The organism is Larkinella harenae, assembly GCF_054780515.1.
The window spans coordinates 1,555,742-1,579,757 of record NZ_BAAGWE010000001.1 but is presented as its reverse complement, the minus strand read 5'-3'; the positions used below and the strand labels follow the sequence as shown (position 1 = coordinate 1,579,757).

General features: G+C 52.5%; 22 protein-coding genes. 14 read left to right on the top strand and 8 right to left on the bottom strand.

What is annotated here, in order from left to right; all coding sequences use genetic code 11:
* Window positions 1-311: 311 nt before the first annotated feature.
* The 3 genes from ACYVH9_RS06375 to ACYVH9_RS06365 all read right to left on the bottom strand — a co-directional run bounded on the left by ACYVH9_RS06375 (window position 312) and on the right by ACYVH9_RS06365 (window position 2,597).
* Window positions 312-683, bottom strand: a complete 372-nt coding sequence (locus tag ACYVH9_RS06375; protein WP_460636452.1) for a DUF1304 domain-containing protein — start codon at window positions 681-683, stop codon at window positions 312-314.
* 26 nt (window positions 684-709) lie between these two features.
* Window positions 710-1,783, bottom strand: a complete 1,074-nt coding sequence (locus ACYVH9_RS06370) for an alpha/beta hydrolase (protein ID WP_460635461.1) — start codon at window positions 1,781-1,783, stop codon at window positions 710-712.
* Between the two features lie 172 nt (window positions 1,784-1,955).
* Window positions 1,956-2,597, bottom strand: coding sequence for a cysteine hydrolase family protein (locus ACYVH9_RS06365; protein WP_460635460.1), 642 nt, complete (start codon window positions 2,595-2,597; stop codon window positions 1,956-1,958).
* Between the two features lie 171 nt (window positions 2,598-2,768).
* Here ACYVH9_RS06365 and ACYVH9_RS06360 point away from each other — a divergent pair, with 171 nt between their 5' ends.
* Complete coding sequence (locus ACYVH9_RS06360; protein ID WP_460635459.1) at window positions 2,769-3,974, top strand: FAD-dependent monooxygenase; 1,206 nt, start codon at window positions 2,769-2,771, stop codon at window positions 3,972-3,974.
* A 62-nt stretch (window positions 3,975-4,036) separates the two neighbouring features.
* On the opposite strand, the gene ACYVH9_RS06355 is transcribed toward ACYVH9_RS06360, so the two are convergent.
* Both ACYVH9_RS06355 and ACYVH9_RS06350 read right to left on the bottom strand, forming a co-directional pair.
* On the bottom strand, window positions 4,037-5,305 hold the full coding sequence (locus ACYVH9_RS06355) for a serine hydrolase domain-containing protein (RefSeq protein ID WP_460635458.1): 1,269 nt from the start codon (window positions 5,303-5,305) through the stop codon (window positions 4,037-4,039).
* A gap of 74 nt (window positions 5,306-5,379) precedes the next feature.
* The gene (locus tag ACYVH9_RS06350; protein ID WP_460635457.1) at window positions 5,380-6,123 is read right to left on the bottom strand and encodes an NUDIX hydrolase; all 744 of its coding nucleotides are present in this window, start codon (window positions 6,121-6,123) and stop codon (window positions 5,380-5,382) included.
* Between the two features lie 122 nt (window positions 6,124-6,245).
* Between ACYVH9_RS06350 and ACYVH9_RS06345 the strand changes: the two genes are divergently transcribed.
* Window positions 6,246-7,139 (top strand): alpha/beta hydrolase, encoded by an 894-nt coding sequence (locus tag ACYVH9_RS06345; RefSeq protein WP_460635456.1) that lies wholly within the window; start codon window positions 6,246-6,248, stop codon window positions 7,137-7,139.
* A 48-nt stretch (window positions 7,140-7,187) separates the two neighbouring features.
* On the top strand, window positions 7,188-8,825 hold the full coding sequence (locus ACYVH9_RS06340; RefSeq protein ID WP_460635455.1) for a carboxylesterase/lipase family protein: 1,638 nt from the start codon (window positions 7,188-7,190) through the stop codon (window positions 8,823-8,825).
* Window positions 8,826-8,899: 74 nt separating this feature from the next.
* Here ACYVH9_RS06340 and ACYVH9_RS06335 read toward each other — a convergent pair whose 3' ends face one another.
* On the bottom strand, window positions 8,900-9,829 hold the full coding sequence (locus ACYVH9_RS06335; protein WP_460635454.1) for an aspartate carbamoyltransferase catalytic subunit: 930 nt from the start codon (window positions 9,827-9,829) through the stop codon (window positions 8,900-8,902).
* 223 nt (window positions 9,830-10,052) lie between these two features.
* Here ACYVH9_RS06335 and ACYVH9_RS06330 point away from each other — a divergent pair, with 223 nt between their 5' ends.
* Window positions 10,053-11,000, top strand: coding sequence for a hypothetical protein (locus ACYVH9_RS06330; protein ID WP_460635453.1), 948 nt, complete (start codon window positions 10,053-10,055; stop codon window positions 10,998-11,000).
* A 304-nt stretch (window positions 11,001-11,304) separates the two neighbouring features.
* On the opposite strand, the gene ACYVH9_RS06325 is transcribed toward ACYVH9_RS06330, so the two are convergent.
* Entirely contained in the window at window positions 11,305-11,853 is a 549-nt protein-coding gene (locus ACYVH9_RS06325; protein ID WP_460635452.1) for a hypothetical protein, read from the bottom strand.
* Window positions 11,854-11,945: 92 nt separating this feature from the next.
* Window positions 11,946-13,499, bottom strand: coding sequence for an alpha-amylase family glycosyl hydrolase (locus ACYVH9_RS06320; protein ID WP_460635451.1), 1,554 nt, complete (start codon window positions 13,497-13,499; stop codon window positions 11,946-11,948).
* A 233-nt stretch (window positions 13,500-13,732) separates the two neighbouring features.
* Between ACYVH9_RS06320 and ACYVH9_RS06315 the strand changes: the two genes are divergently transcribed.
* The 10 genes from ACYVH9_RS06315 to ACYVH9_RS06270 all read left to right on the top strand — a co-directional run bounded on the left by ACYVH9_RS06315 (window position 13,733) and on the right by ACYVH9_RS06270 (window position 24,007).
* Window positions 13,733-14,587 (top strand): pirin family protein, encoded by an 855-nt coding sequence (locus ACYVH9_RS06315; RefSeq protein WP_460635450.1) that lies wholly within the window; start codon window positions 13,733-13,735, stop codon window positions 14,585-14,587.
* A gap of 165 nt (window positions 14,588-14,752) precedes the next feature.
* Window positions 14,753-15,949: a molybdopterin molybdotransferase MoeA gene (locus tag ACYVH9_RS06310; RefSeq protein ID WP_460635449.1), complete on the top strand. Its 1,197-nt coding sequence runs from the start codon at window positions 14,753-14,755 to the stop codon at window positions 15,947-15,949.
* Between the two features lie 95 nt (window positions 15,950-16,044).
* Window positions 16,045-17,151, top strand: a complete 1,107-nt coding sequence (locus ACYVH9_RS06305) for a hypothetical protein (protein ID WP_460635448.1) — start codon at window positions 16,045-16,047, stop codon at window positions 17,149-17,151.
* A gap of 110 nt (window positions 17,152-17,261) precedes the next feature.
* A complete protein-coding gene (locus tag ACYVH9_RS06300) occupies window positions 17,262-18,275 on the top strand; it encodes a dipeptide epimerase (RefSeq protein ID WP_460636451.1) in 1,014 nt (337 codons plus the stop codon).
* 60 nt (window positions 18,276-18,335) lie between these two features.
* On the top strand, window positions 18,336-19,436 hold the full coding sequence (locus ACYVH9_RS06295) for an aminotransferase class I/II-fold pyridoxal phosphate-dependent enzyme (protein ID WP_460635447.1): 1,101 nt from the start codon (window positions 18,336-18,338) through the stop codon (window positions 19,434-19,436).
* Window positions 19,405-20,691 carry a serine hydrolase gene (locus ACYVH9_RS06290; RefSeq protein WP_460635446.1) on the top strand — a complete coding sequence of 429 codons (1,287 nt, stop codon included), beginning with the start codon at window positions 19,405-19,407 and terminating at the stop codon, window positions 20,689-20,691. The genes ACYVH9_RS06295 and ACYVH9_RS06290 overlap by 32 nt, the downstream gene beginning before the upstream one ends.
* A 126-nt stretch (window positions 20,692-20,817) precedes the next feature.
* Window positions 20,818-21,282: a hypothetical protein gene (locus tag ACYVH9_RS06285; protein ID WP_460635445.1), complete on the top strand. Its 465-nt coding sequence runs from the start codon at window positions 20,818-20,820 to the stop codon at window positions 21,280-21,282.
* A gap of 126 nt (window positions 21,283-21,408) precedes the next feature.
* Window positions 21,409-22,533: a C40 family peptidase gene (locus tag ACYVH9_RS06280; RefSeq protein ID WP_460635444.1), complete on the top strand. Its 1,125-nt coding sequence runs from the start codon at window positions 21,409-21,411 to the stop codon at window positions 22,531-22,533.
* 91 nt (window positions 22,534-22,624) lie between these two features.
* Window positions 22,625-23,494: a helix-turn-helix domain-containing protein gene (locus ACYVH9_RS06275; RefSeq protein WP_460635443.1), complete on the top strand. Its 870-nt coding sequence runs from the start codon at window positions 22,625-22,627 to the stop codon at window positions 23,492-23,494.
* Between the two features lie 105 nt (window positions 23,495-23,599).
* Complete coding sequence (locus tag ACYVH9_RS06270; RefSeq protein ID WP_460635442.1) at window positions 23,600-24,007, top strand: DUF983 domain-containing protein; 408 nt, start codon at window positions 23,600-23,602, stop codon at window positions 24,005-24,007.
* The last annotated feature ends 9 nt before the right edge of the window (window positions 24,008-24,016 follow it).

The window sequence follows — 24,016 nt, the reverse complement described above, 5'->3', positions numbered from 1 at the left end:
AAAACCTTTTGTTAGTCTATGGTATAACTATCTAATAATCAGGAGCTTAAAAACAAGATCACGAAGGCACAAAAAAGGAGTAAGCGGTTTTTGAGGAATCAACCGCCTGAAGAAAAGAAGAAAGAAGAACGGTTTTGACCACTCGCCTGGGTGTAACCAGGCGAACTGTAAGTCGGCCGTTGGCAGGCTTTCAAACAGCCAATTCATCAACCCAAAAAACCCATCCACCGGGCCAGCTCCTCAAACGGTTTGCCTATACGCAGCCAGACAAACGGGTCTGCACCAGCTCATTATAAACCGTTCTATCAGAATTACCCATACCATTCAATCAGGATGAGGCTCATAGCGACCAGCGCCGGAAGTGCCTGCGTGAAGAATACCTTACGGTCGGCGGTGAGTGCGCCGTATATGCCGGCAACAGCCACACAAGCCAGAAAAAAGAACGCGACGTTGTAATGCCACACCGAATTGCTGATCAGCAGCGACCAAATCAGCCCGGCTGCCAGAAAACCGTTGTACAACCCCTGATTGGCCGCCATCGCTTTGGTTTCCGGAAACAGGTGTTTGGGAAAGTTCTTAAAAATCTGCGGCCCTCGGGTTGTCCAGGCAAACATTTCGAACCAGAGAATATAAAGATGCAGCAAAGCCACCAGCGCAACCAGAATGTTAATTAGCATGGGTATAACCGATATGATGTGAGCAATGAATTCTATTTTTTCTTTTTCGGCTGCTCGAACGACAGGTGTTGCGAGAAAAAAGGCAACACGTTCTTTTCAATGCGCTCGGCCACCCGGTTGACATGATCCCCTTCGTATTCTTCGTAAGTATGCTTGATCTGATAATCGTTCAATACGCTGGCCAGCACCTTAATGCTGGCGGCAATGCCCGCATCTTTCGAACCGGCGTCAAAAGCGATGGCCTGCAACTTTTTCAAATTCGGAATGTACTGATCAATCACCGCCAGCGGAGCGTTGGCGGCTATTTTGGCCAGAACGGCTGGCTGCGGCTGGCCGTCCTTCACGGGAAGGTCAAGATAAAAAGGCGGTTTGGTTGGGTTGGGAGCCCAGGCAGCCGCTGTCGAAAAGGCTGCTTTGGTGCCGAAATCGGCTTTTTCCAGCTCCTCGATGGTCTGAACAGCCTCGATTCGGGCCGTAGCGGCATCGTTCCGGTTTGGAGTCAGGTTCGCGTTCATGCAACAGGGGCTCAGCAGGTAGAGGCTCGAAAAAATCTCCGGGTGCTTCTGCCCGATGCGCATTGTTCCGTACCCACCCATCGAGTGTCCGGTCAGTCCACGGCTGGCAGCCGTCGGAATGGTGCGGTAATGGCGATCGATGTAACTCACCAGTTCCGTAGCCACAAAATCCTCCCAATTGCCGGTTGTAACCGAATTGGAATAGAAACTACCAAAAAACCGGGTGTAGGCGTTGGGCGTGACAACGATCATTTCGCGCACGGCGGGGTTGGCAAAGGCTTTGTCAATCACGTCCGGCAGATTGATCCAGTGTTTGGTAAATCCGTACCATTTGTCGTCGCTGTCAGTAAAACCGTGCAAGAGGTATAACACCGGATACCGGCGGTTTTTGTCGGTTTTATAACTGGGTGGTAAATAAACCGACACATCGCGGTCGGGCGAATCGCCGGAAAGGTTGCCCTCCAACCCTTTGCCATGCACCTTGATGCGCTCGGCGGTGCCGCGCCGGGCCTGAGCGGTGGCCGAAGAACTAGGAATAAGAACAAAAAGACCAAGCGTGGCAACGGCAAGAAGTACGGAAAGCGGTTTCATCACGGGTTTGGCATAAAGGCTACGAATTTGAACTAAAGCTAAACAAATCAACGGTTATTGAAAATGGGTGGTTACAATTTGTAGCGTACTCCAAGGCAAACGGCCGATCCGGGCGGATCGGCCGTTTGCTCACAGCGCGGTTGAAAGGCGCACCGGGGTAAGGAACATTTTTTCAAGCCGTATAACCACGCCCCTCAACGGTTGAAACCGTCTCTCCGGAAAGTTCTTCCACCAGTTGCTCGTGAGTCATAGGCTTGGAAAACATCGGAAAGTTTTTCGCACAGGCAAACTTCTGTTCTTCCTCGCTCAGCGTAGCCGTGCAATCGGTCAGAGTAATGACTTCGAAGCCTTTTTCGTAGCCGGAGCGCATGGTTGATTCCACACAGCAGTTGGTCAGAAAACCGCCCAGCGCCACGGTTTCGATGCCTTTGCTACGGAGAATAAAGTCCAGGTTCGTACTAGCGAACGCATCGAGTCCGCGCTTGCCTTCCAGCACGATGTCGCCCGGTTGCGGTTTCAGTTCCTCAATGATTTCGACTCCCCAGGTGCCTTTTCGAAACGATTGGCTATCAACCACCCCCTTCAGAATCCCGTAGGGATGAGCCGTGATTTCGTAGTATCCATCGTGAAAACTGATTGGCGAGTGAATGATGGTAACACCGGCTTCGCGGGCTTTCTGAACAACCTTCTGCGTATTCGCCAGCATGTTTGTCGATTCCATTACGCCTTTTACGGCATCGTGCAGGGTGCCTCCCGGCGACGTAAAATCATTTTGGTACTCAATCAGCACCAATGCGGTTTTTTGTGGATTCATGGCTTGAGTCGTTGTTTGAGAGAAAGTTAAAAGGAATGCATCGATAAAACAACGCCAGTCGGTCGGCCCGGATTGTATGTTTATCGCCCAAAACCGTCGGTTCACGAAAAAGCCCGCGCATCGCGGACCAGGCCCTTCTAGCTTTGCCACACGGAATCGGACAAACACCACATGACAACTTCTCGAAAAGCAATTCTCATCGGGTGCGGCATTGCCGGCCCAGTCATGGCGATTTTTTTACAGAAAGTCGGGATCGACGCTGAAATTTACGAAGCACAGCCCGCCGGACTGGACGATGCCGGGGCCTTTTTGAACCTGGCTCCCAACGGCGTCAACATCCTGAAACTCCTCGCGCTGGATCCGTTGCTGGAAGAACGCGGATTTCACTCGGCAGGCATGACGTTTTTCAACGGCAAGGGAAAGCCGCTGGCCCACATCGATAGTCAAGACGAAAAAGCACGGTTTGGCAGCCATAACGTGATGATCAAACGGGGGCAGTTGCACCGTATCCTGCGTGATGAAGCCATACGGCGGAGTATTCCCGTCTATTTCGGCAAGAAACTGAGCGGTATACAGAGCCGCCCTTATCAGCCGATAACCGCCCAGTTTGAAGACGGAACCGAAGCCACCGGGCGCTTTCTGATCGGTTGCGACGGAATTCATTCGCGCACCCGCCAGCTTTTGTTTCCCAACGCCCCACAACCGGCCTATACCGGCCTGGTCGATTGTGGCGGTTTTGCCCACTGCGATCCAGCCCTTCTTCCAGCCGTTGGCACCATGCAGATGACATTCGGCCAAAAAGCGTTTTTCGGCTCCATTGCCAAACCGGATGGTGAAGTGTACTGGTTTAGCAACGTCGCCTGGCCGAAGGAACCGAAACGTAACGAGCTACGCTCCATTTCTGACGAAGCCTGGCGGCAACGATTGCTCAGCAATCATGCCAGCGACCACGAACCTATTCCAACCATCATTCGATCAACCCCGGGCGAAATTGGCAAATGGCCGGTTTACGACCTGCCTTCGCTCCCGACCTGGCACCAGGGACCGGCTTGCCTGATCGGCGACGCGGCCCACGCGACCTCCCCCCATTCCGGACAGGGTGCTTCGCTGGCGCTGGAAGATGCCGCCGTTCTGGCCCAATGCCTTCGCGACGCGCCGGCGGCAGAACAGGCTTTTGCCCGGTTTGAGCAGCTTCGCAAAGAGCGGGTTGAGGCCATTGTGCGGCAAGCCCGGCGCACGGGCAATCAGAAAATGGTGACGAATCCCGTGGCGGTCTGGTTCCGCGATCTGGTGTTACCGTTTTTTATTAAACAGGGAACTAAAGCGTCGGCACCGGTGCTTTCGTATCGGGTTACATGGGACCAACCATTGGCCTGATGTGCTCGACGTACGCTGGGCAGGATTTGCAAAACGAAAAGCCAGCAGGTTCATGCAGTCGTTTATTCCAGCGCCTGATAAACCGTGATCCGGAATTTCCGCCGAAACTCGGCCGAATGCGTGTAGGGCTGCACGTTGGTAAAAACCAGCAAAACCAGGTTCTCGCTCGGGTCAATGGTATATTCGGAGCAATACATGCCCCCCCAGCCAAACGTTCCCGGGCTCGCTTCGTTGCCATAGCTACTCGCCGTAGTAACCAACTGGAAGCCCAACCCGAATTTATCTTTATAAGCACTGGTTTCGGCTTCGCCAATCTGGTTTCGCAGCATCATCTCGACGGTTTTTCGGCCCAGGATGCGCTTGTTATTGAAGGTTCCGCCGTTGAGCATCATCTGGCAGAATCGGGCGTAATCTTCGACGGTACTGACCAGCCCGGCCCCGCCCGAAAAATAGGTTTTGGCCCCTTCTACCGCAAACGAACGATACGCCGTGTTTTCGTGCACCGTCAACGGTTTGTCGGCGCTGCTTTTCGAATACAGTTCTACCAACCGGTTGGCTTTATTGGCGGGTAAATAAAAATACGTATCGACCATACCAAGGGGGTCCAGCAGCCGCTCCCGCAAGGCAACATCCAGCGGTTTCTGGGCCAGAATTTCCACCAGGCGGCCAATAATGTCGGTATTTAATCCGTACACGAACGCTTCGCCGGGCTCTTTGGTCAGCGGGCGAGCAGCAATCCGGTTAACGACATCCTCCAGCTTATCAGGTTGTAATGAATTGAAAAACGGCACGTTGAACTCTGGCCGGTCGGCCAGCGGATGGTCATACGGAATACCGGCGTTGTGGCTCAACAGTTGCCGAATGGTAATCTCCCGTTTGGCGGGTCGGGTTTCGTAGGTTCCTTTCTCCTTGTCAACGCTCACCAGCACTTTCGGATTCTTGAAGGCAGGGATGTACTTGGAAATCGGCTCATCGAGCATGAACTTTCCTTCCTCAAACAAGGTCATCAGCACCACCGTCACCAACGCTTTCGATTGAGAAGCAATTCGGTAAATAGCATCGCGTTTCAAGGGTGTTTTCTTTTCTAGATTGCTGAAACCGTACGCTTTGTAATGAACGATTTTGCCGTTTCGGGCCACAAACGTAACGGCGTTGGGTGCCATGCCCTGATCCACAAACCCCTGCATCACCGCATCAATTCGTTTCAGGCGATCCGCTGAAAACCCAACCTCGGCGGGTGTTTTGGCGGGTGTAAAAACCGCCGGCTGGGCAAAGCCTGAGAAGGTGGAAACGCAAAAAAAGAAAACAACGATACGGAGAAATGCTTTCATGAAACGAAACGGATTTGGGTACGGAAAACGATTTTCCGGTAAAAATGGGAAAAAGCCTGAAACATGTAAACTATTCATCCATCACCGTTTTCTTTTTCGGCCGGCCCCGCAAAGCGGTACAAGTAAGGCGACTTGTGGGGCGTGCCCAACCGGCGCTCCGAAAGCCGTTCCAACTGGCCTGATGCCATCATTTTTTTGTAAAAATTCCGGGCATCGAGCGGATATCCCAGAATGGTTTCGTGCAGGCGCTGCAATTCCGGAATTGTAAAGGCTTCGGGTAATAAATGGCTGATGGGCTGATCGTTCAATTGTTTTCGCAAGGACGCAATGGCTACGTCAATAATCTGATTGTGATCGAAAAGCAGCGACGGGATTTCTTCCAGATTCCACCAGCCGCATTCTTCCGTCAGAAAATCCGGGGCCGGTACGACTTTTGAATAGTCAACCAGGGCGTAATACCCAATCGATATGGTTCGCTCCGACCAATTGACGCCCTCGATAGGCAGATTGATCCGGCGCCAGGTTTCTTCCTGATTGTACCGGTTTGTTTCCCCAAAAACGTGAAACTGCTGGAGAAAAAGTGCGTCCAAACCAGTTCGTTCCTGCATGATACGTTGCGCAGCCGCATCCACCGACTCGGTTTTGCGGATAAAGCCCCCCGGTAAACTCCAGGCATCTGTCTCTTTCCACCGCAACAGCAACACTTTCAGCTGATTCTGGTGAAAACCAAAAACAACACCGTCAATGGACAGGTAATGAATGCACTGCTCCGATATTTCCTGGTAGTGCCGGAAAGCCGGATGGTCATACTTATTCATAAAATGTTACAAATTTTCTTTCCGTATTTTTGACGCATTGATTCTTTCCGTACTTTTGACGTAAAGCTCGTATAGCCCTGGATATACTTGCCCTTGCTCCCACCTTTACCGCTTGCTATTCTATGAAACAATTTCTTCTAGCAGTCCTTATTTTCACTTTTCTACCCATTACCTACGCGGTTTTTGGTGCCCGGGTCGATACGCTCGAAGTAGCCAGTGCCAGCATGAAACGGACGTTGCGGGCCACGGTGGTCTTGCCGGATCGCTATAGCAAGCACAAAAACCGTCGGAACGCGCCCGATTTTCCGGTGCTGTACCTGCTCCACGGTGGCACGGGTAGCTACCGCGACTGGCTGACCAAAACGCCCGATAAAACGCTGCTGCACCGGTTGGCTGACCACTATAACCTGATCATTGTAACGCCCGATGGTGATCCTACCAGTTATTATTTTGACAGCCCGCTGGTGGAAACCAGTCAGTTTGAGACATTTATTTCCAAAGAATTGATCGAAAAAATCGACCAGACCTACCGAACCGTCCGCGACCGCAAAGGCCGGATTATTGCGGGCCTCTCAATGGGTGGTCACGGCGCTATGTTCCTATCGTCCCGCCATCCTGAACTGTACGCGGCTGCGGGCAGCATGAGCGGAGTGATGAACATCAATACCGCCACCTGGAAAGTGCCCGCAGAATTTGCCAAATCCCGCGCGGAGAACCTGGCCCGCTTGCTGGGTCCACCCAAAGAAGGCAATGCGCCGTATCCCGGCTACACCCTGGTCACCCTGGCCGATCGCCTGAAAGCCAACGGGTTGCCGTTGATATTCGACATCGGCGTGGATGATTTTCTGATTGAAGGAAACCGGGATTTGCACCGACAACTGGTTGAAAACCAGACCCCCCACGATTATACGGAGCGCCCCGGCGCGCACACCTGGGAATATTGGGAAAATGCCTTACCGTACCAGCTCCTATTTTTCAGCAAGATCCTGAAAGCGAATGGCGTACTCATCCCCTAAAGACCTTTAAATCCATCATTTTTTAACAAACCTTTACACTAACCTAGTATGAAAATCAGTGTTTTACTTTTTGCCGCGTCCATCCTGGCCCTACCTCTTCGGAGTGTAGGGCAGGTGACCCCAAAAGCCACCACCCCGCTGGTAACCGGAAAAGATGTGGCAGTTGTGCAAACCGAAGCGGGAAAAGTTCGCGGGTACATTCACAACAATACGTTCACCTTCAAGGGAATTCCTTACGCCAAGGCAGAACGGTTTATGGCCCCTACCAAACCGGATTCCTGGACGGGTGTTCGGAGTTCGATGAGCTACGGCCCGGTTTGCCCCCTGATGGACCCCACCACGTCGGTGCAGGATGAGTCGGAGTTTGTGTACCATCACGACTGGGGTTATCCCAGCGAAGATTGCCTGCGGCTGAATATCTGGTCGTCTGGCATCAACGATTCTAAAAAACGGCCCGTGATGGTCTGGCTGCACGGTGGTGGTCACGTGGCTGGCTCCTCGCAGGAACTGCCTTCGTACGATGGCGAAAGCATCAGCCGGAAGGGCGATGTGGTACTGGTTTCGATCAATCACCGACTCAATATCCTTGGGTTTCTGGATTTATCAGCTTACGGCGATAACTATAAAGCGTCACCTAATACGAGTATCCTGGATATGGTGGCAGCATTGCAATGGGTTAAGGCCAACATTGCCCGCTTCGGCGGTGACCCAAACAACGTCACGATTTTTGGGCAATCCGGCGGAGGAGGCAAAGTCAACACCCTGCTGAACACGCCATCGGCCAAGGGTCTTTTTCACAAAGCCGTTATCCAAAGCGGAGGTCTGGGCCTTAGCTTCCACGAACAGGCGGTTACCAGGCGGATCAGTGCCGCCGTTCTCGAAGAGCTGGGCCTGCAACCAGCCCAAATCGATGACATTCAAAAAGTTCCGTTCGAGAAGCTGGCAGCTGCCGGTAAACAAGCCGTACGAAAAGTGCAGGAACAACTCAAGGCAGAAGGCAAACCGCTGACGGTTTTTGGCTGGATGTGGGGCCCCACGCAAGACGGCAGCGTTCTGCCTTATCAGCCTACCGACCCGGCGGCAAAGTCGATTTCCAGCACGATTCCTTTGCTGATTGGATCGACCAAGAACGAATTTATGGCGTCCCTGCGAATGCCGGATGGCAATGCCCTAACGCCAGCAGAAGCCAGGAGTGCCCTGGAAAAAATGTACGGTGACCAAACCGATGCGTACATCTCAGCTGTGAAAAAAGCGTATCCAGCCGACACCCGACCGTCGGATTTACTCGATATCGACGGCATGTTCCGCCGGAGCGCGATTACCATGGCCGATGTGAAGGCAGCCGCTTCAGCGCCGGTTTACCTGTACCTGTTTACCTGGCAGTCGCCGGTGCTGGACGGTCGGTACAAAGCGGTTCACTGCATGGAAATTCCATTTGTGTTCAACAACATTGCCCGGTGCGAGGAAATGACCGGCGGAACGAAAGAAGCATACACCTTGGCCGATAAAATGAGTCAGTCGTGGATTAATTTTGCCCGTAGCGGCAACCCGAATCACAAAGGAATACCAACCTGGCAAGCCTATACCCCCGCCAACGGAGCCACGATGTTGTTTGACAATCAGTGCGTGCAGAAACACCACCACGATAAGGAAGTCATGGCGATTGGCCCGCAGATTAAGCTGTAAAAAAGACGAAAAATAACAAACCCGTTGTTGTGGATAGAAAGCCGCAACAACGGGTTTGTTCGTGTATGATTTCGTTAAAATTTGGTCATCTGCGCCAGCAGGTATAAAACCGCCATTCGCACCGCTACACCGTTTTCTACCTGATCAAGAATGATGGAATGATGCGAGTCGGCGGCATCGGAGGTTAGCTCAACGCCCCGGTTGATGGGTCCCGGGTGCATCAGCACAATCGGTCGGTCCAGTTCGTCCAGCATCTTTTTGGTGATTCCATAATACAGCGAGTATTCCCGCAGCGACGGGAAATACTTGATCTGCTGCCGCTCCAGCTGAATCCGGAGCACGTTGGCCACGTCGCACCAGTTGAGCGCTTCCCGCACATCATGGCTCACTTTTACGCCCAGCTGGTTGATGTACTTCGGAATAAGCGTAGTAGGCCCGCAAACCATCACTTCCGCGCCCTGTTTCTGAAGACAGAAAATATTCGACAAGGCCACGCGCGAGTGCAGAATATCGCCAATGATAGCGACCCGTTTTCCGGCCACCTCCCCTAATTTATCCTGAATGGAAAATGAATCAAGCAAGGCCTGGGTGGGGTGTTCGTGGGTTCCATCGCCCGCGTTCACAACATTGGCATCGATGCGGTCTGAAAGGTAATGCGGAGCGCCGGGGCTGCTGTGCCGCATCACGATCATATCGACCTTCATGGCCAGAATGTTGTTGACGGTATCGAGCAGCGTCTCCCCTTTTTTTACCGAACTACCCGACGCCGAAAAATTAACCACATCGGCCGAAAGCCGCTTCTCGGCCAGTTCGAAGGACAGGCGCGTACGGGTCGAATTTTCGAAAAAAACGTTGGCTATCGTGATGTCGCGCAGCGACGGCACTTTTTTGATCGGTCGGTTAATAACGTCTTTGAACTCCCGAGCCGTTTCCAAAATGAGTTGAATATCGTTCTCGGTCAGGTTCTTAATGCCCAGCAGGTGTCGGACGCTGAGTTGTTGCATGGCGCGAATCAGGAGGAAAAGTTTGGCAAAGATAGCTTTCGTTGGGTCGGATTACAAAAGCTGACGCTACTCAGTTTCGGATTAAGGGCCGGTTTTTCCGAAACCAGTCCGCAAACCGTTTACACAAAACCGTGGCAGCATTTTCGTTTCAAAACCGTAGATTCCGGCAAAACACGCCTTAACCCGCTTATTACTAGACTACTCCTTATTGACCAACCACGCCATGATACGTTCTGCGATTACCTTTTTAGGACGGCTTTATCAGTTGATCGCGTCGCTGGCTCTGATTGCTATTTTGACGATTGCGGCCTGGTTTTTATGGCACGCTTACGAGGAAGAACGGTTGCAAAACCTGTTTTTGAAAGAGGGACAGCTCGTCGAAGTAGCCGTGGCCGATGCCGATTATACCCAGCGCTCCTGGCGCGATATGGTTGGCAACACGGTTTACCTGCACTTTTCGTACCAGCAAAAAACCTACGAAACCCGCTACGTACTGGATTCGGCCTGGATTAGCGTCGGTAGCGCGGTTCGGCTACTTTATCACCCCGGTCGTGATGCGTTTCGTCAGCCACATGCCGAGCAAAAACCGGATCATCGGATATCCCGACTCATCAAGTGGTCTTCGGTCAACGACTTCAGCGGGGCGTATAAATTATTGGGCGGGTTTCTGGTTGTTGCCACCTTTTTATTCTTTTTGGCCAGCGGAATCCTCGTATCGTTTACCGGCTGGCCATTCCTGCAAACCATCGCGCAGACGGTTCTGGTGGTGGTGCTGGCGCTGGTAGCGGTATTTTTCACGTATGACATGGTCCAGCATTATCGGTATTATCAGCGCGTCAAATTGAGTGGTCAGCCGATGGAAGTCACCATCCTGGCGACCGACCGGGATCGGGTTGGCAAGAGCACCCGGCGCGCGCTTTTTAAACAATACCGGTACAATGCCACCTGCCGCTATCAGCATCAGGAGCGCGTCTTCCCGATTACCGAAACGGATTACGAGACATTAAAACCCAACGACCAACTTCGGGTTTTGTACCATACCACGCTGGACGACCTCATGTCGGCAACGTATTCACTTGATTATGGTCAGTTTGCGGCCCCGGTATTGATTTGGCTCCTGTTCCTGGCGGTCTTCTGGAATTTGATTTACAAAGCGCAGCGAAAACGCTGACCTAACGTAGATTTCTCTCAACTATTACCACCTCTATGAGCCCTTTAAACATCGCTTTTTTTGTCACCCTGGCCGCTTCGTACCTCTGTTATCTCCTGAGAGTGCGTTCCCATTGGTGGGCGTTGGGGTGCGCCCTATTGTGTCTCTTTGCTTCAGTCCTCTGCTTTTTGGGAAGCCCCCGGCTGGCCTGGAACGGTACACTAGTAGCCGGGATCATGGGCTTAATTTTATCAATGAAGCGGTTTTACCATTGGTGGATACAGAAAAAAGCGAACTGAGCTGTCCGGCGACGCGAGCAATTGCTTTACTGTACATGAAGCTCCCGCCGATTTTTCAGCAGATCAGAGAATAAAGACACTGTAAGAATGCCGTAGCCGATCAGGAAGGTAGGAATCAGGTAAAGTGCATACAGCCGCCACGAGTAGGTACCAAGCATATATTCTTCCCAATAAACCTCGAAAGCATAGTCGGGAAAATGCACCAAGAGGTAGCGAAGGGTTTGGGTAAAAGGATAAAAGAACAGAAAAGAGACCAGAATAACCGGCAAAAAACGAAGCTCGTAGCGAAGAATTGCCAAAAACGAATTATCAATTTCCTTGATTCTAAACAGCGGATGACTAACATTCAGCAGGGTCGTCAGGAGCAGCAGCGTAACGATTTCAGGGAGAATACCGGTCCGTATAAAAACAAATACATAACTAATGATTCCATTATACGAACGCATCGCAGCCCACTTTTGATCATAGTTTGCCAACCAGCTGACCACCTCGATACCGATAAGAACGACTAGCAGGATAGGAATAGCCCGGAAAGGCTTTCGTAGGTAGCGTCTTGACAGGTAAATCTTTTCCATTATCCTGTTTTTCAGGCCCTTGCTTGTCGCCTAAAATACCTGTTAATATACAGATAAAAAGGAGGTTACAAAAGAAAAGCCTTTAAAAACGTTCATTCCAGCACGACACACCCGTATCCCGGCACTCGCACTTTCCCCCCTTCGATCAGCTTGGCGTCCCCAACGGTATCCAGAATAATTTCTTTGCCTTCGGCCACTTCGGATGGGTAAATCACGACATCCAGCCCGCGTTTGGTCAGATTGTGGATAATCAGGATCGACCGATCACCGGATTTACGGGTAAAGACGATTACGTTTTTGTGCTGAATTCCGCTGGCTTCCAGCTTGCTCAGGTTATCGTTCAGCACCGGGTGGCTGTTGCGGAAATGAATCAGCCGTTTGTAATGATTGAAAAGCGAAGCCGGATTGGCCTGCTGCTGGGCCAGGGGCGTTACGGTTTGGGTGGTCGAGTACTTGGCCCGACGCCAGCGCGAACGGTGCGGATCTTTTTTGTCGGTGCTCCACAGAAACGGCTCTCGAATGTTTTCGTCGGGCTTAGTTCCCAGCATCCCGATTTCTTCCCCGTAATAGATGTATGGATTACCCGGCAACGTCAGCAGCAGATTAGCCGCTACTTTCAGGTGATTCTGGTTGCCATTCAAAAAGCTGCCAATCCGCGTCTGGTCGTGATTAGAGAGCATAATGGCATCGATAAAGTTCGGATTAACTTCCCCAAAAACCGCGTGGTTATGCAGCAACATTGACACGATTCCGGCCGTATCCCGTTCCTTGAACGGTATTTCCTGCAGGGCCAGGCTCAGGTCAAAATTGAAATTAGCCTTCAGTCCCCGAAAATAAGGAGCAATCCGCTCGGCCCGCGTCCAGACCTCCCCCACGGTATACACACCGGGTTTGACGGATTCCATTTCCCGGCCAAACTCCTCCCAGAACTGGTGGTTTTTCGGCTCTTCCCAATCCGGGTAAATATGCCGCGCAGCATCCAGCCGAAAACCGTCGACGCCCACATCGGTCAGCCAGAATTTTCCGGCTTTGTAAATCTCTTCCCGAACCTTCGGATTATCGTAATTCAGATCCGGCATACCGCTCCAGAACAGCGCGTAGTATTTTTCGGAAAACGGCGCGCCCGGCACGCGATGCCACGGGTTCTTCTCCTGCGAATCGGCCGTGATCTCGCGGGTAGCAATATTCAGTGCATCGATCTCTTTCTGACTCATCCAGACATACCAGTCGTGGTACGGATTATCCTTGCTCTTGCAGGCTTCCAGAAACCACGGATGCCGACGGCTGGTGTGATTGATCACAAAATCCAGAATAACCTTGATGCCCCGCTCGTGGGCTTCCCGGATCAACCGCCGAAAATCGTCCATCGTACCGTATTCCGGCGCAATCCCGTAATAATCCGTCACGTCGTACATGTGGTAACTGGGCGACGGATTGATGGGCATGAGCCAGATAGCCGAAACGCCCAACTCTTTCAGATAATCCAGTTTCGAGGTCACACCATTCAAATCCCCGATGCCATCCCCGTTGGAATCGCAGAAAGCGCGTACGAAAATTTCATAATGAACGCCGGTATGACCCGTAACGGGTTGAGCGGATTCGGTCGGTGTTGATGCAGGCAATTGAGCGGATACGTCGGCAACCATACTATTGAAAAAAGATCCTGTATATTTAAACGACTGAGCCTTAACAGGAGTTTGTAAAGACGCATTTTTCTCTAAATCCGACAAGAAATTCCCCAATAAATTAAGAAATCCGGGAATCGGAACCCCAAGCCCTGCGCCCTATTTTACTAGTATACGGTTCAAAAAAGCGATGGAACTTCTTTATTAATTTAAATGTATATACATTAAATGTAATGACTATAAATTCAATAACAATGAAAACGGAACGCACCATCCAGCAATTGATACCGGCCCCATTGGTTAGCATGGGGGAAAGCAGGGTTCGGCAACCACTGCCCTCTTCTCAGTTGCCTTACCACGATCCTTTCGTGTTGCTGCATCATGGACACAGTTTTCTGAAAGAGAACGAAGAACCCCGGCACGCGGGCGTCGGGCCGCATCCACACCGTGGGTTTTCGCCGGTAACGTTTGTGTTCAAAGGCGGGGTGCGTCACCGCGACAGCCGGGGCAACGACCGGAGCGTCTACGAAGGTGGTACGCAGTGGATGAACGCCGGATTGGGCATCATGCACAGCGAACGGCCTCTGACCGACGAGCTGGAAATTATTCAGATGTGGGTCAATACGCCCACGGCACACAAAAGAGACCAGCCTTCGTATTATCCGCTGCTGAACGAAGAAACGCCTTCTTTCGTGAGCGACAATGGTTTGGTGACGGTCCATGTCGTTTCCGGCAATTTGCTGGGATTGAAAGGTCCCATTCCGACCTTTACGCCCATCAACGCAGCAACACTGGTGTTCAAAACCGGTGGCAAAATTTACCTGCCGCTGCCCAGCAGCCACAACGCATTTCTGTATTTGCTGGACGGCAAACTGCGCGTTGGGGAGCAAACGGACGTAAAAGCCCGGTATATGGTTGTGCCCGACAACGACGGGGAAGGCATTACGATTGAAGCCCTCGAAGACACCCGGCTTTTGCTGATGTCGGGCGAACCGATTGGGGAGAAAATCCTTGCACAGGGTCCTTTTGTACTGAACAACGAGATTGAAGTGATGGAAGCCTACCGCGATTTTCGGATGGGCAAAATGGGAGTCCTGATTGAAGACTGAAACCGTGACTAGTTACGGCCTGCCTATACAACCCGAACGGGTCTTCCAGACCTGTTCGGGTTAAAAAAGGTCAGCCTGCTTCATTTCTGTAAGTTTTTAGTAAATTCTCGATCATCCGCGTTTTTTGCGCAGGCGCTTTTTGTTCTTTTGCAAAAAAACAGGGCCATGATTTCCGTTTCTGAAGCATATTCCGTTGTTCTGAATCATCCACTTTCGGTACCGACAGAAGCCATACCGCTGGCAGCGGCTGCCGGGCGAGTGCTCCGCGAGCCACTGCGTGCCGACCGTGACCTGCCTCCCTTCGACCGGGTTTCGATGGACGGTATCGCGATTGCTTACGCGGCCTGGTTGGGTGGGCAACGCCAATTTCGGGTAGCTGGGGCGCAGTTTGCCGGACAACCCGCGCAAACGCTGACGGACAAAACCGCCTGTGTGGAGGTGATGACGGGCGCGATGCTCCCCGCCGGAGCCGACACCGTGATTCGTTACGAAGACATGCGCAACACGGATGGCATGGCCCAGATTCTGCTTGATACCGTCGAGAAGGGGCAGAACGTGCACCACCAGGCAACGGACCGGAAGCAGAGCGAAGAGTTGGTAACCGCCGGAACGCGTCTGGGACCGGCAGAAATGGCCGTGGCGGCATCCGTCGGAAAAGCCACGGTTTTGGTCAGCAAACGGCCCCGCATCGCCTTGATCTCAACCGGCGATGAGCTGGTCGATGTGGCCGAAACGCCCAAACCCTATCAGATTCGTCGCTCCAATACCTATTTGCTGCAAACGGTTTTGCAAAACGCCGGAGCCGAAACCGTCCTGTTGCACCTCCCCGACGAAGCAGACACGATGCTGACCAAGCTGAAACCCATTCTGGACAACTTCGATGCGCTGGTGCTGAGTGGCGGGGTTTCGGCCGGGAAGGCCGACTTTGTGCCCGGCGTCATGGAGCAACTTGGCGTTCGCCAACGGTTTCATCAGGTTGCCCAGCGACCGGGAAAACCGTTGTGGTTCGGCTCATCCGACCAGGGCAAGGTGGCCTTTGGCCTTCCCGGCAATCCGGTTTCAACCTTTTTGTGCGCGTATCGTTATCTGCTGCCCTGGCTCCAGGCTTCGCTGGGTTTACCCGTGGGCGAGCCGCCGGTTGCGCAGTTGAGCCGTGGCCTTTCGTTTGCCCCCAAGCTAACTTATTTCGTACCCGTGAGTTTATCCCTGACGGGTGAGGGCGTCTGGCAGGCCGAACCATTGCCGGGCAGCGGCTCGGCCGACTATGCCAACCTGCTGCGCTGCAACGGTTTTATGGAATTGCCACCGGATCGGAGCGAATTTGGCGCAGGAGAAGCATTTCCGGTTTTTACATTCCGGTGACCATTCAGCCATCAGACTTTTGTTAGCGTAAAATCGTTATTCTAGAGCGTATTCCAACCCTCAAAAATAATCTTTCACGGAAATTCCGCGGACGCATGGCAAACCTGATTCGGGTCTTCTTCTTTTTGGTCGTTCCACACCTTGCGCAGGCGTGGCAGGAACCGGTCTGGATTACGTTTAAAAAAGAACCGATTTCGGCCCGCGCAGCCACGTTCTCGCTTCTGCGGGTGCGGGATGAACGTTCGCTCAAATCACACCTCGGCACCATTTTGGCCAGCTCGAAAAGCAGTCTTCCCGTTCATAGCAACGAAGAGATCAGCAACGTCTTTACCGACCTTCTGCGCCCGGATTTGCGCCCCGACTCCTCGCGCGTGCCCATCATCATCCGCATCAAGGAGTTTGTTTTTTCCGAAAAAGCCAAAAGCGACGTGCAGGCCGACGGTATTTGCCGGCTGGAACTGGCCTTCGATGTCCTGCGCGACGGCAAGCCCATCCAGTTGACCACCTATACCGCCCGGACCATTTACAAACGGTCGTTTGGGCAGACGGATCGGCTGGAATTTGTCGGCCGCAAAGCGCTCCAAAGTGCGGTCCAGTATTTGTCGGATTGGATTAAAGTGAACCGCGACAAAAGCCCGGCTCTGGTAAAAGGCATTAAATTCCTCTACACCGATCACACCATTCAGCAGGCTTCCGGCGATACGGTTTTTTACAGCCAGCTTCGCCCCCTGACTTGGGATGATTTCCAGGCTGCCCCCCGGATTGGCAGCCGGAACGCGGCCTCCATCTTCCCTACGTTTTCTTACGAAGGCCACAGCCGCTGGGTGAACGGTTATATCCAGATAGAGCTGACGTTCAAAACGTTCATGGTAAAAAGCATGTCATGGGTACGGCCAGGGAACAAGGATGACTATGGCCTGCTGCACGAACAAAAGCATTTCGATATTGTCAAACTGATCGTCGAACGGTTTAAACAGCGCATCATGGCCGATCCGGATATGGACTTCGAGGATTACAACAGCCGGGTGCAGTTTCTGTACCTCGACGCATACCGTGATATGAACCGCTGTCAGGAGCAATACGACCAGGAAACCCAGCACGGCCTCAACCGCGCCGAGCAGGCCCGCTGGAACCAGAAGATTGCCGACGATCTGAAAAACGCCGAAGACCTGACCTCCATCATGCTGTCTACGCGCCAGTGAAGGGTTTCTGGTTATACTTTACGGTTTACGGTACTGTCGCATTCCTATTCCTGAAAACCGAAAACTATAACCAGAAAACCGCAAACTGAAATTACCTTTGCACCATGCCTATTTCACTACGTTTCCACCGTTTCGATCTGCGACTGAAACATACCTTTACGATTGCCCACGACTCCCGCAACGTGCAGCCGACGCTGCTGGTGGAGTTACAGGATGGAGAACTGCGCGGTTTTGGCGAGGCTACTTCCAACAAATACTACGGGATTACCATTGATCGAATGATCGACGCACTCGAGGGAATCCGGGGTTTGATTGAAGCCGCCGAATGGAGCACCGCCGAAGAACTCTGGCAACTGGCCCACGCCCACCTGGCCGATAACCCATTTGCCCAATGTGCCCTGGACGAAGCTGCGCACGACCTTGTGGCCAAACGCGCCGGAAAACCGCTCTACGCCTACTGGCAGCTGAAGCCAGATCATAACCCGCTGACGAACTACACCATTGGCATCGACACCGTGGAGAATATGGTTCGGAAAATGCAGGAATTGCCCTGGCCATTGTATAAAATCAAACTCGGCACCGCCGACGATCTGGCGATTGTGAAAGAGCTCCGCCAGCATACCGATGCGGTGTTCCGGGTCGACGCCAATTGTGCCTGGACCGCCGAAACCGCAATCGCCAACGCCCGCGCCTTCAAAGAACTGGGTGTTGAATTTATCGAACAACCCCTTAAAGCCGATGACTGGGACGGGATGAAGCGCGTGCTACAGGAAAGTGTTTTACCGGTAATTGCCGACGAAAGTTGCATTGTGGAAAGCGATGTAGAGCGTTGCGCGGGCTATTTTCACGGAATTAACATCAAGCTCACCAAGTGCGGAGGACTAACGCCCGCCCGGCGCATGATTGCCCAGGCCCGCCAACTGGGTTTGAAGGTGATGGTCGGTTGTATGAACGAAACCAGCGTCGGCATTTCGGCCATTGGTCACTTGTTACCGCTGCTCGATTATGTGGACATGGACGGTACGCTCCTGATCACCAACGATCCCGCAACGGGTGTCACCTTCGATTTCGGGCGCGTCATTTACGCCAGTGAAAACGGAACCGGTGCCCAATTGATTCAATAGAGCCGGAGAGACACAAGGGAAGCTAAACCGTTGATGGTACGCTTCCCTCCCTGCTCCTGCATGTCCTCTTCTTTTCCCAAAATGACACCTCATTATTCCATCGATCACCTGCCGGATCGAACTATTTTTGTTGATGGGCAGGAATATTTGTTTTTCAGCGGAACAGCCTACCTCGGCCTGGCACAGAATCCGGCGTTTCAGGCTCTGCTGGCAGACGGGATGGCCCGGTATGGTACGGTTTTCGGTTCCTCCCGCAACGGAAACCTTCGGTTACGTATTTACGAAGAAGCCGAAGCTCAACTGGCCGCTTTTGCCCACGCCGAAGCCGCACTGACGTTGTCGTCGGGGATGCTGGCCGGTCAGGCCGTCGTGAACTGGCTGAAGGCGCAGGATTACGGTTTCATTTACGGCCCCAACGCTCACCCGGCCATCTGGCAGGATGCCAACACCCGCTTGCCGAATCTTTCCTTTGATGCCTGGACGAAGCAGTTGCCCGACCTGGTTTCGGCCGCCGTGAGCCCAAACATTGTGGTGACCCTCAACTCGCTGGACGCCTTGCACTCGGTCAGCTACCCGTTCGACTGGGTGAATGAACTACCCGAAAACCAGGCCATTACCCTGCTGGTTGACGACTCCCACGGCCTGGGGGTGATTGGTCCCGAAGGCAGCGGTATTCGGCCATTGATTCCGCAGCGCCCCAATGTTCGACTGATCGTTACGGCTTCACTGGCGAAAGCGATGGGGCTGCCGGGGGGTGTCATTTTCGGCGACCCGGCCACGCTGGATTCCATTCGGCGAACGGCTTTTTTTGGTGCCTGCTCCCCCATTCCGCCGGCTTACCTGCATGCATTCTGCCAGGCCGGGGCTCTTTATCGTTCGGCTTTTGCCCAACTGCTCGACAATATCGCCCGGTTTGAAAAGCGGATGGGCGCATCGACACTGTTTCAGCACATTCCCGATTATCCGGTCTTTTATACTGAGCAGGATCAAGTATATTCGTACCTCTTGGCAAATCGGATGTTGGTCTATTCGTTTGCCTACCCGACCCCCACCGATAAACCCAACACGCGGATTGTAATCAGCGCATTACACCGCCCGGAAGATATCGAACAACTAGGCAATTGCCTGTATGGAAAAACGAGCGAGTTCCCGTGGGAATAAACGATTGGACCGGTTTTTAATCGGACTGACGGCATTCCTGACGATTTGTTGGGCTGCTCATGGCCAGCAAACCGATAAGTTTCTGGAAGAGCTGCTCAAGAAGAATCCGGAGCTGTTTGGGCGTATCCTGAAGGACCCGGCCCGGTACGACGTTCAGATTCTGTACACCCAGATCAATCGGGACGAGAAAAACCGGCCCTTGTTTAAAACCTACCGTTACCGGCTCGATAAAGACCGTTATTTTTACCCGGCCAGCACGGTTAAGCTCCCAACGGTTTTGATGGCGCTGGAAAAAATCAACCAGCTCCGTAAAAAGCATCCCGATCTGTCTATTCACACCCCCATGCTGACCGACTCGACGAGCTTCCAAACCGCCGTCATCCGGGACTCGACCGCCGAAAACGGATTCCCTTCCGTTGCGCACTACGCCCGGAAAATCCTGATGGTCAGCGACAACGATGCTTTCAACCGGTTGTATGAGTTTGTCGGGCAGTGTGAACTAAACGAGCGGCTGCGCGAGAAAGGCTACCGAAACCTGCGCATTACGCACCGGCTTTCCATTCCGCTGACGCCGGAGCAAAACCGCCGGACCAACGCCATCCGATTCGTCCAGGGAGACACGGTTTTGTACCACCAACCAGCGCAGGTTTGCGACAAAATAGCCCGGCCAACCCGGCCCATTCTCCGGGGAACGGGGTATTTTACCAATGGAACGCGGGTAAACCAGCCGTTTGACTTTACGGAAAAGAACTTTTTCTCGCTCGAAGATCAGCAGACTATGCTGCGGGCGGTGCTGTTTCCGGACGATGTGCCCGCCCGCCATACATTCGATCTGACCGCCGACGACTACCGGTTTTTGTACCGCTATCTCTCGCAATACCCCCGCGAATCGCGCTACCCCCGCTACGACTCCAGTTATTACGATAGCTACTGTAAATTTCTGGTGTTCGGCGACGCCAAAAGCCCAATTCCGGCTTCGGTACGCATTTTTAATAAAGTAGGTGATGCTTACGGTTACATGATCGACAATGCGTACATTGTTGATTTTGAGAAGAATGTGGAATTTCTGCTGTCGGCAGTGATTCTGTGCAACGACGACGGCATTTTTAACGACAATCTGTACGATTACCAAACCATTGGCCACCCCTTCATGGCCAACCTGGGGCGCATCCTTTTCGATTATGAAGTCAAACGAAAACGCCTTAATCGGCCCGATCTGAGCCGCTTTCGGGTTAATTACGACTCCATGCCGTGAACGAGGCCGTTGATTTCAACAGCAGTTGCCTACGATTCAGGTGCTTAAAATTACGCTTCATACCATCATCGGTTGGCGATGGGTGAGTTCGACGCTACGTTTGCAGCGAACAACGCCCTCCTACTGATGAACCCGATTGTCTTTTTTCTGCTCGTCCTGGTTACCTTCGGTGCCTGCAAAAAAGATAATACCAATCCCGGACCCAACGAAACCGCCGATGCTGCTTCGAACGTGGCCGGTACGTATAAATTGAGTTCGTTCCATTTCATCATGGGGGCCAACGAAATTGAACTGCCGACGCTGCCAATGATGGAAAGTGGAAAAACCGTTGCGTCGGGAACCGTCAAAATCACCAGAAAGTCGGCCGACAAAGCGAGCCTGAACGTGAGCTTGTACCTGGAAGGAGAAGGAAATCATTCACTCGTTGAAGGGCTTGATATCGAAATAAAAGAATCGGGTTCAAATTTTGGGCTGTACGCCGATGGCGATCGGATTGGTGATGCCGACGGCGATTTCATTATTTTCAACGTTTCCGGCACCGACCCCGACAGCGGTGACGAGTTAAAACTCGCTTTTAACGGGAAGAAATAACGGTAGACCAGCGGTTTTTGTGGTCGACAACCACACCGAATTCAATCATATAACTCTCACGCCAGATTCGTATTCGTCTCTGGCTTTTGTATTTTTGCGTAGTTTGTCTGCGCTGTACGTTCTATCATGAAAAAAATCCTTCTTGGTTTTGCCTTGCTTTGTCTGGCGTCTGCCGACGGCTTTACCCAATCCCTCCAACAGGTCATCGATTCTGTCCGGCATCAGTACGCACCCGACAAACGCGTGGCGATCTTCAATGTGGAAGCGGATTCGTTGGGTAACCTGACGGGATTTACGAATTTGCCCGAGGCCAAGCAGGCATTGTTGCGGCAGCTCCGGGTCACCGATCGGACGGTGGTCGACCAGATTCAACTGCTGCCCACGCCGGTGCTGGGGGAGAAGACCTTTGCCATCGTGAATATTTCAGTGGCCAACCTGCGTACAAACGCCCGGAACGCGGCCGAGCTATCGACCCAGGCGTTGCTGGGTATGCCGCTGAACGTCTGGGATAAGGACCGGAGTTGGTATCAGGTACAAACGCCCGATCGATACATTGCCTGGACGGATGCCGGGGCGTTGCAACTCATGACCAAAGCCGATTTTGAACAATGGCAGGCCGCCGAAAAAGTTATTTACACCAGCCCGTTCGGTTTTGTGTACAGCGAGGCCAGTAAAAGCGCTCAAACCGTATCGGATATCGTTGCCGGTAACATGCTGGTGCTGGTCAGTGAAAACAGAAAATACTTCCAGGTGCGGTATCCCGATGGCCGAACCGGCTATATTCTCAAACGGGATGCGCAGCGATTGAACCACTGGCTGGCTGCGGCCAAGCCCACCGAAGACGCGCTGGTGAGTACGGCCAAAAGCCTGATGGGAATCCCGTACCTGTGGGGCGGCACATCCGTCAAAGGCATGGATTGCAGCGGTTTTACCAAAACCGTTTATATGCTCAACGGTCAGCAGTTGCCGCGCGATGCTTCCCAGCAGGTCAACGAAGGCGAACTGGTCGAAACGCCCGGTAAAAACTTTAGCCAGCTCCGGCCCGGCGACCTGCTCTTTTTCGGCGTACCCGCTACCGCCGATCAGCCCGAACGCGTCATCCACGTTGCCATGTGGATCGGTAACAACGAATTCATCCACGCGTCGGGCCAAATCCGGATTTCCAGCATGGACCCTTCAGCACCCAATTTCGATGTATTCGAACTGAATCGTTTTCTGCGCGCCAAACGAATGGTAAAACCGAATTTATAACTGGGTTGGGCGAGGCTAGCCAAGAGAATAAAGGCAATCTGTCATTCGATCTTTTCTAGCCTCTCCCAGCGGTCTTCTCTTGTGTATTTCTATGTCTGCATCCGTACCGGTTTACAAACTTCAGGCCTTTCCCCGTCACGAGCCCGACACGCTCTTTTACATGACCCGCCTGGAAAAACTGGTACAGGAATTCAAAGGCATCGACAACCCCCACTCCCACACGTTTTATCTGGTGATGTGGATCACCAGCGGCAGCGGCACGCACACCATCGATTTCAAAACGCATCCCATTGCCCCCTATCAGCTTTACTTTCTGACGCCGGGTCAGGTACATAGCTGGCAACTTTCTGATGATGTGACAGGGTTCAATCTCTTTTTTGAAGCCAATTTCTTCCGGAGTCGTTTTGGCAATCGCCTGTTTCAGTACCCTTTTTACCATTCTCACCAGCACCAGCCGCTGCTGGAAGTCGGCAACAATCCGGCGCTGTTTCGGGACTTGTTTGGGTATGCCTGGCAGGAGTACAGCGCCCGCCAGCTCAACCGGGCCGAAGTATTTCTGTCGTATGTTCACCTGATTCTGGAAACCGCCAACCGGCTTTATACAGAAAAAAGGCCCAATACCGACACCAATTGGTACGACCGCATCCGGCAGTACGAGGAATTACTGGAACAGCAGTTTCTAACCGTTCGGGAAGTGGCCGCTTACGCCGACCAGATGAACATCACTCCGAATTACCTCAACTCCATTTGCAAGAAAGTGCTGGACAAAACCGCCAGCCAGTTGTTGCATGAACGACAGATTATTGAAGCCCAGCGCTTGCTGACGCACACGACCCGATCCGTAAAAGAGATTGGCTTTCAGCTCGGTTTTGAAGATCCTTCCTATTTCGTCCGCTTTTTCAAAAAACATACCCGGCAAACACCCGCCGAGTTTCGGTTGGCTTTGTCACCCAATCGTTGATTTGTACCATACCTATCCGGTTTTGTCTTTCCAAAAAAGGCCTGTGGGCGGTACCTTTGTGTTGGTACTGAATTATTTCATTTGAGTACAAACCGTCCGAAAGCCATGTTAAAAGATAACCGATTATATAGCATTGTCTTCAATAAATGTCCGCGTTGCCATCAGGGCGACTTTTTCGTCACCAAAAGCGCTTACAGCCGACGATTTGACGAAATGCACGAAAAATGCCCTCATTGCGGAGAAGTGCTCATTCCGGAACCTGGTTTCTACTGGGGCTCCATGTTTGTGAGTTACGCGTTTTACACCCTTTACACCCTGCTTACCTTTTTCGTATTTGTGCAGTGGCTCAAAATCGATCTGAATCATTACCTGATTGGTCTGACGCCCACGCTCATTTTGCTGACTCCTTACTTTTTCCGACTGGCGCGCCGTTCCTGGTTAACGTTTTTCACCGCCTACGATCCGCACAAAAACCGGAAAACCGATGATAAACAACTGAAAGTTTCTGCCTAAAACTTCAGT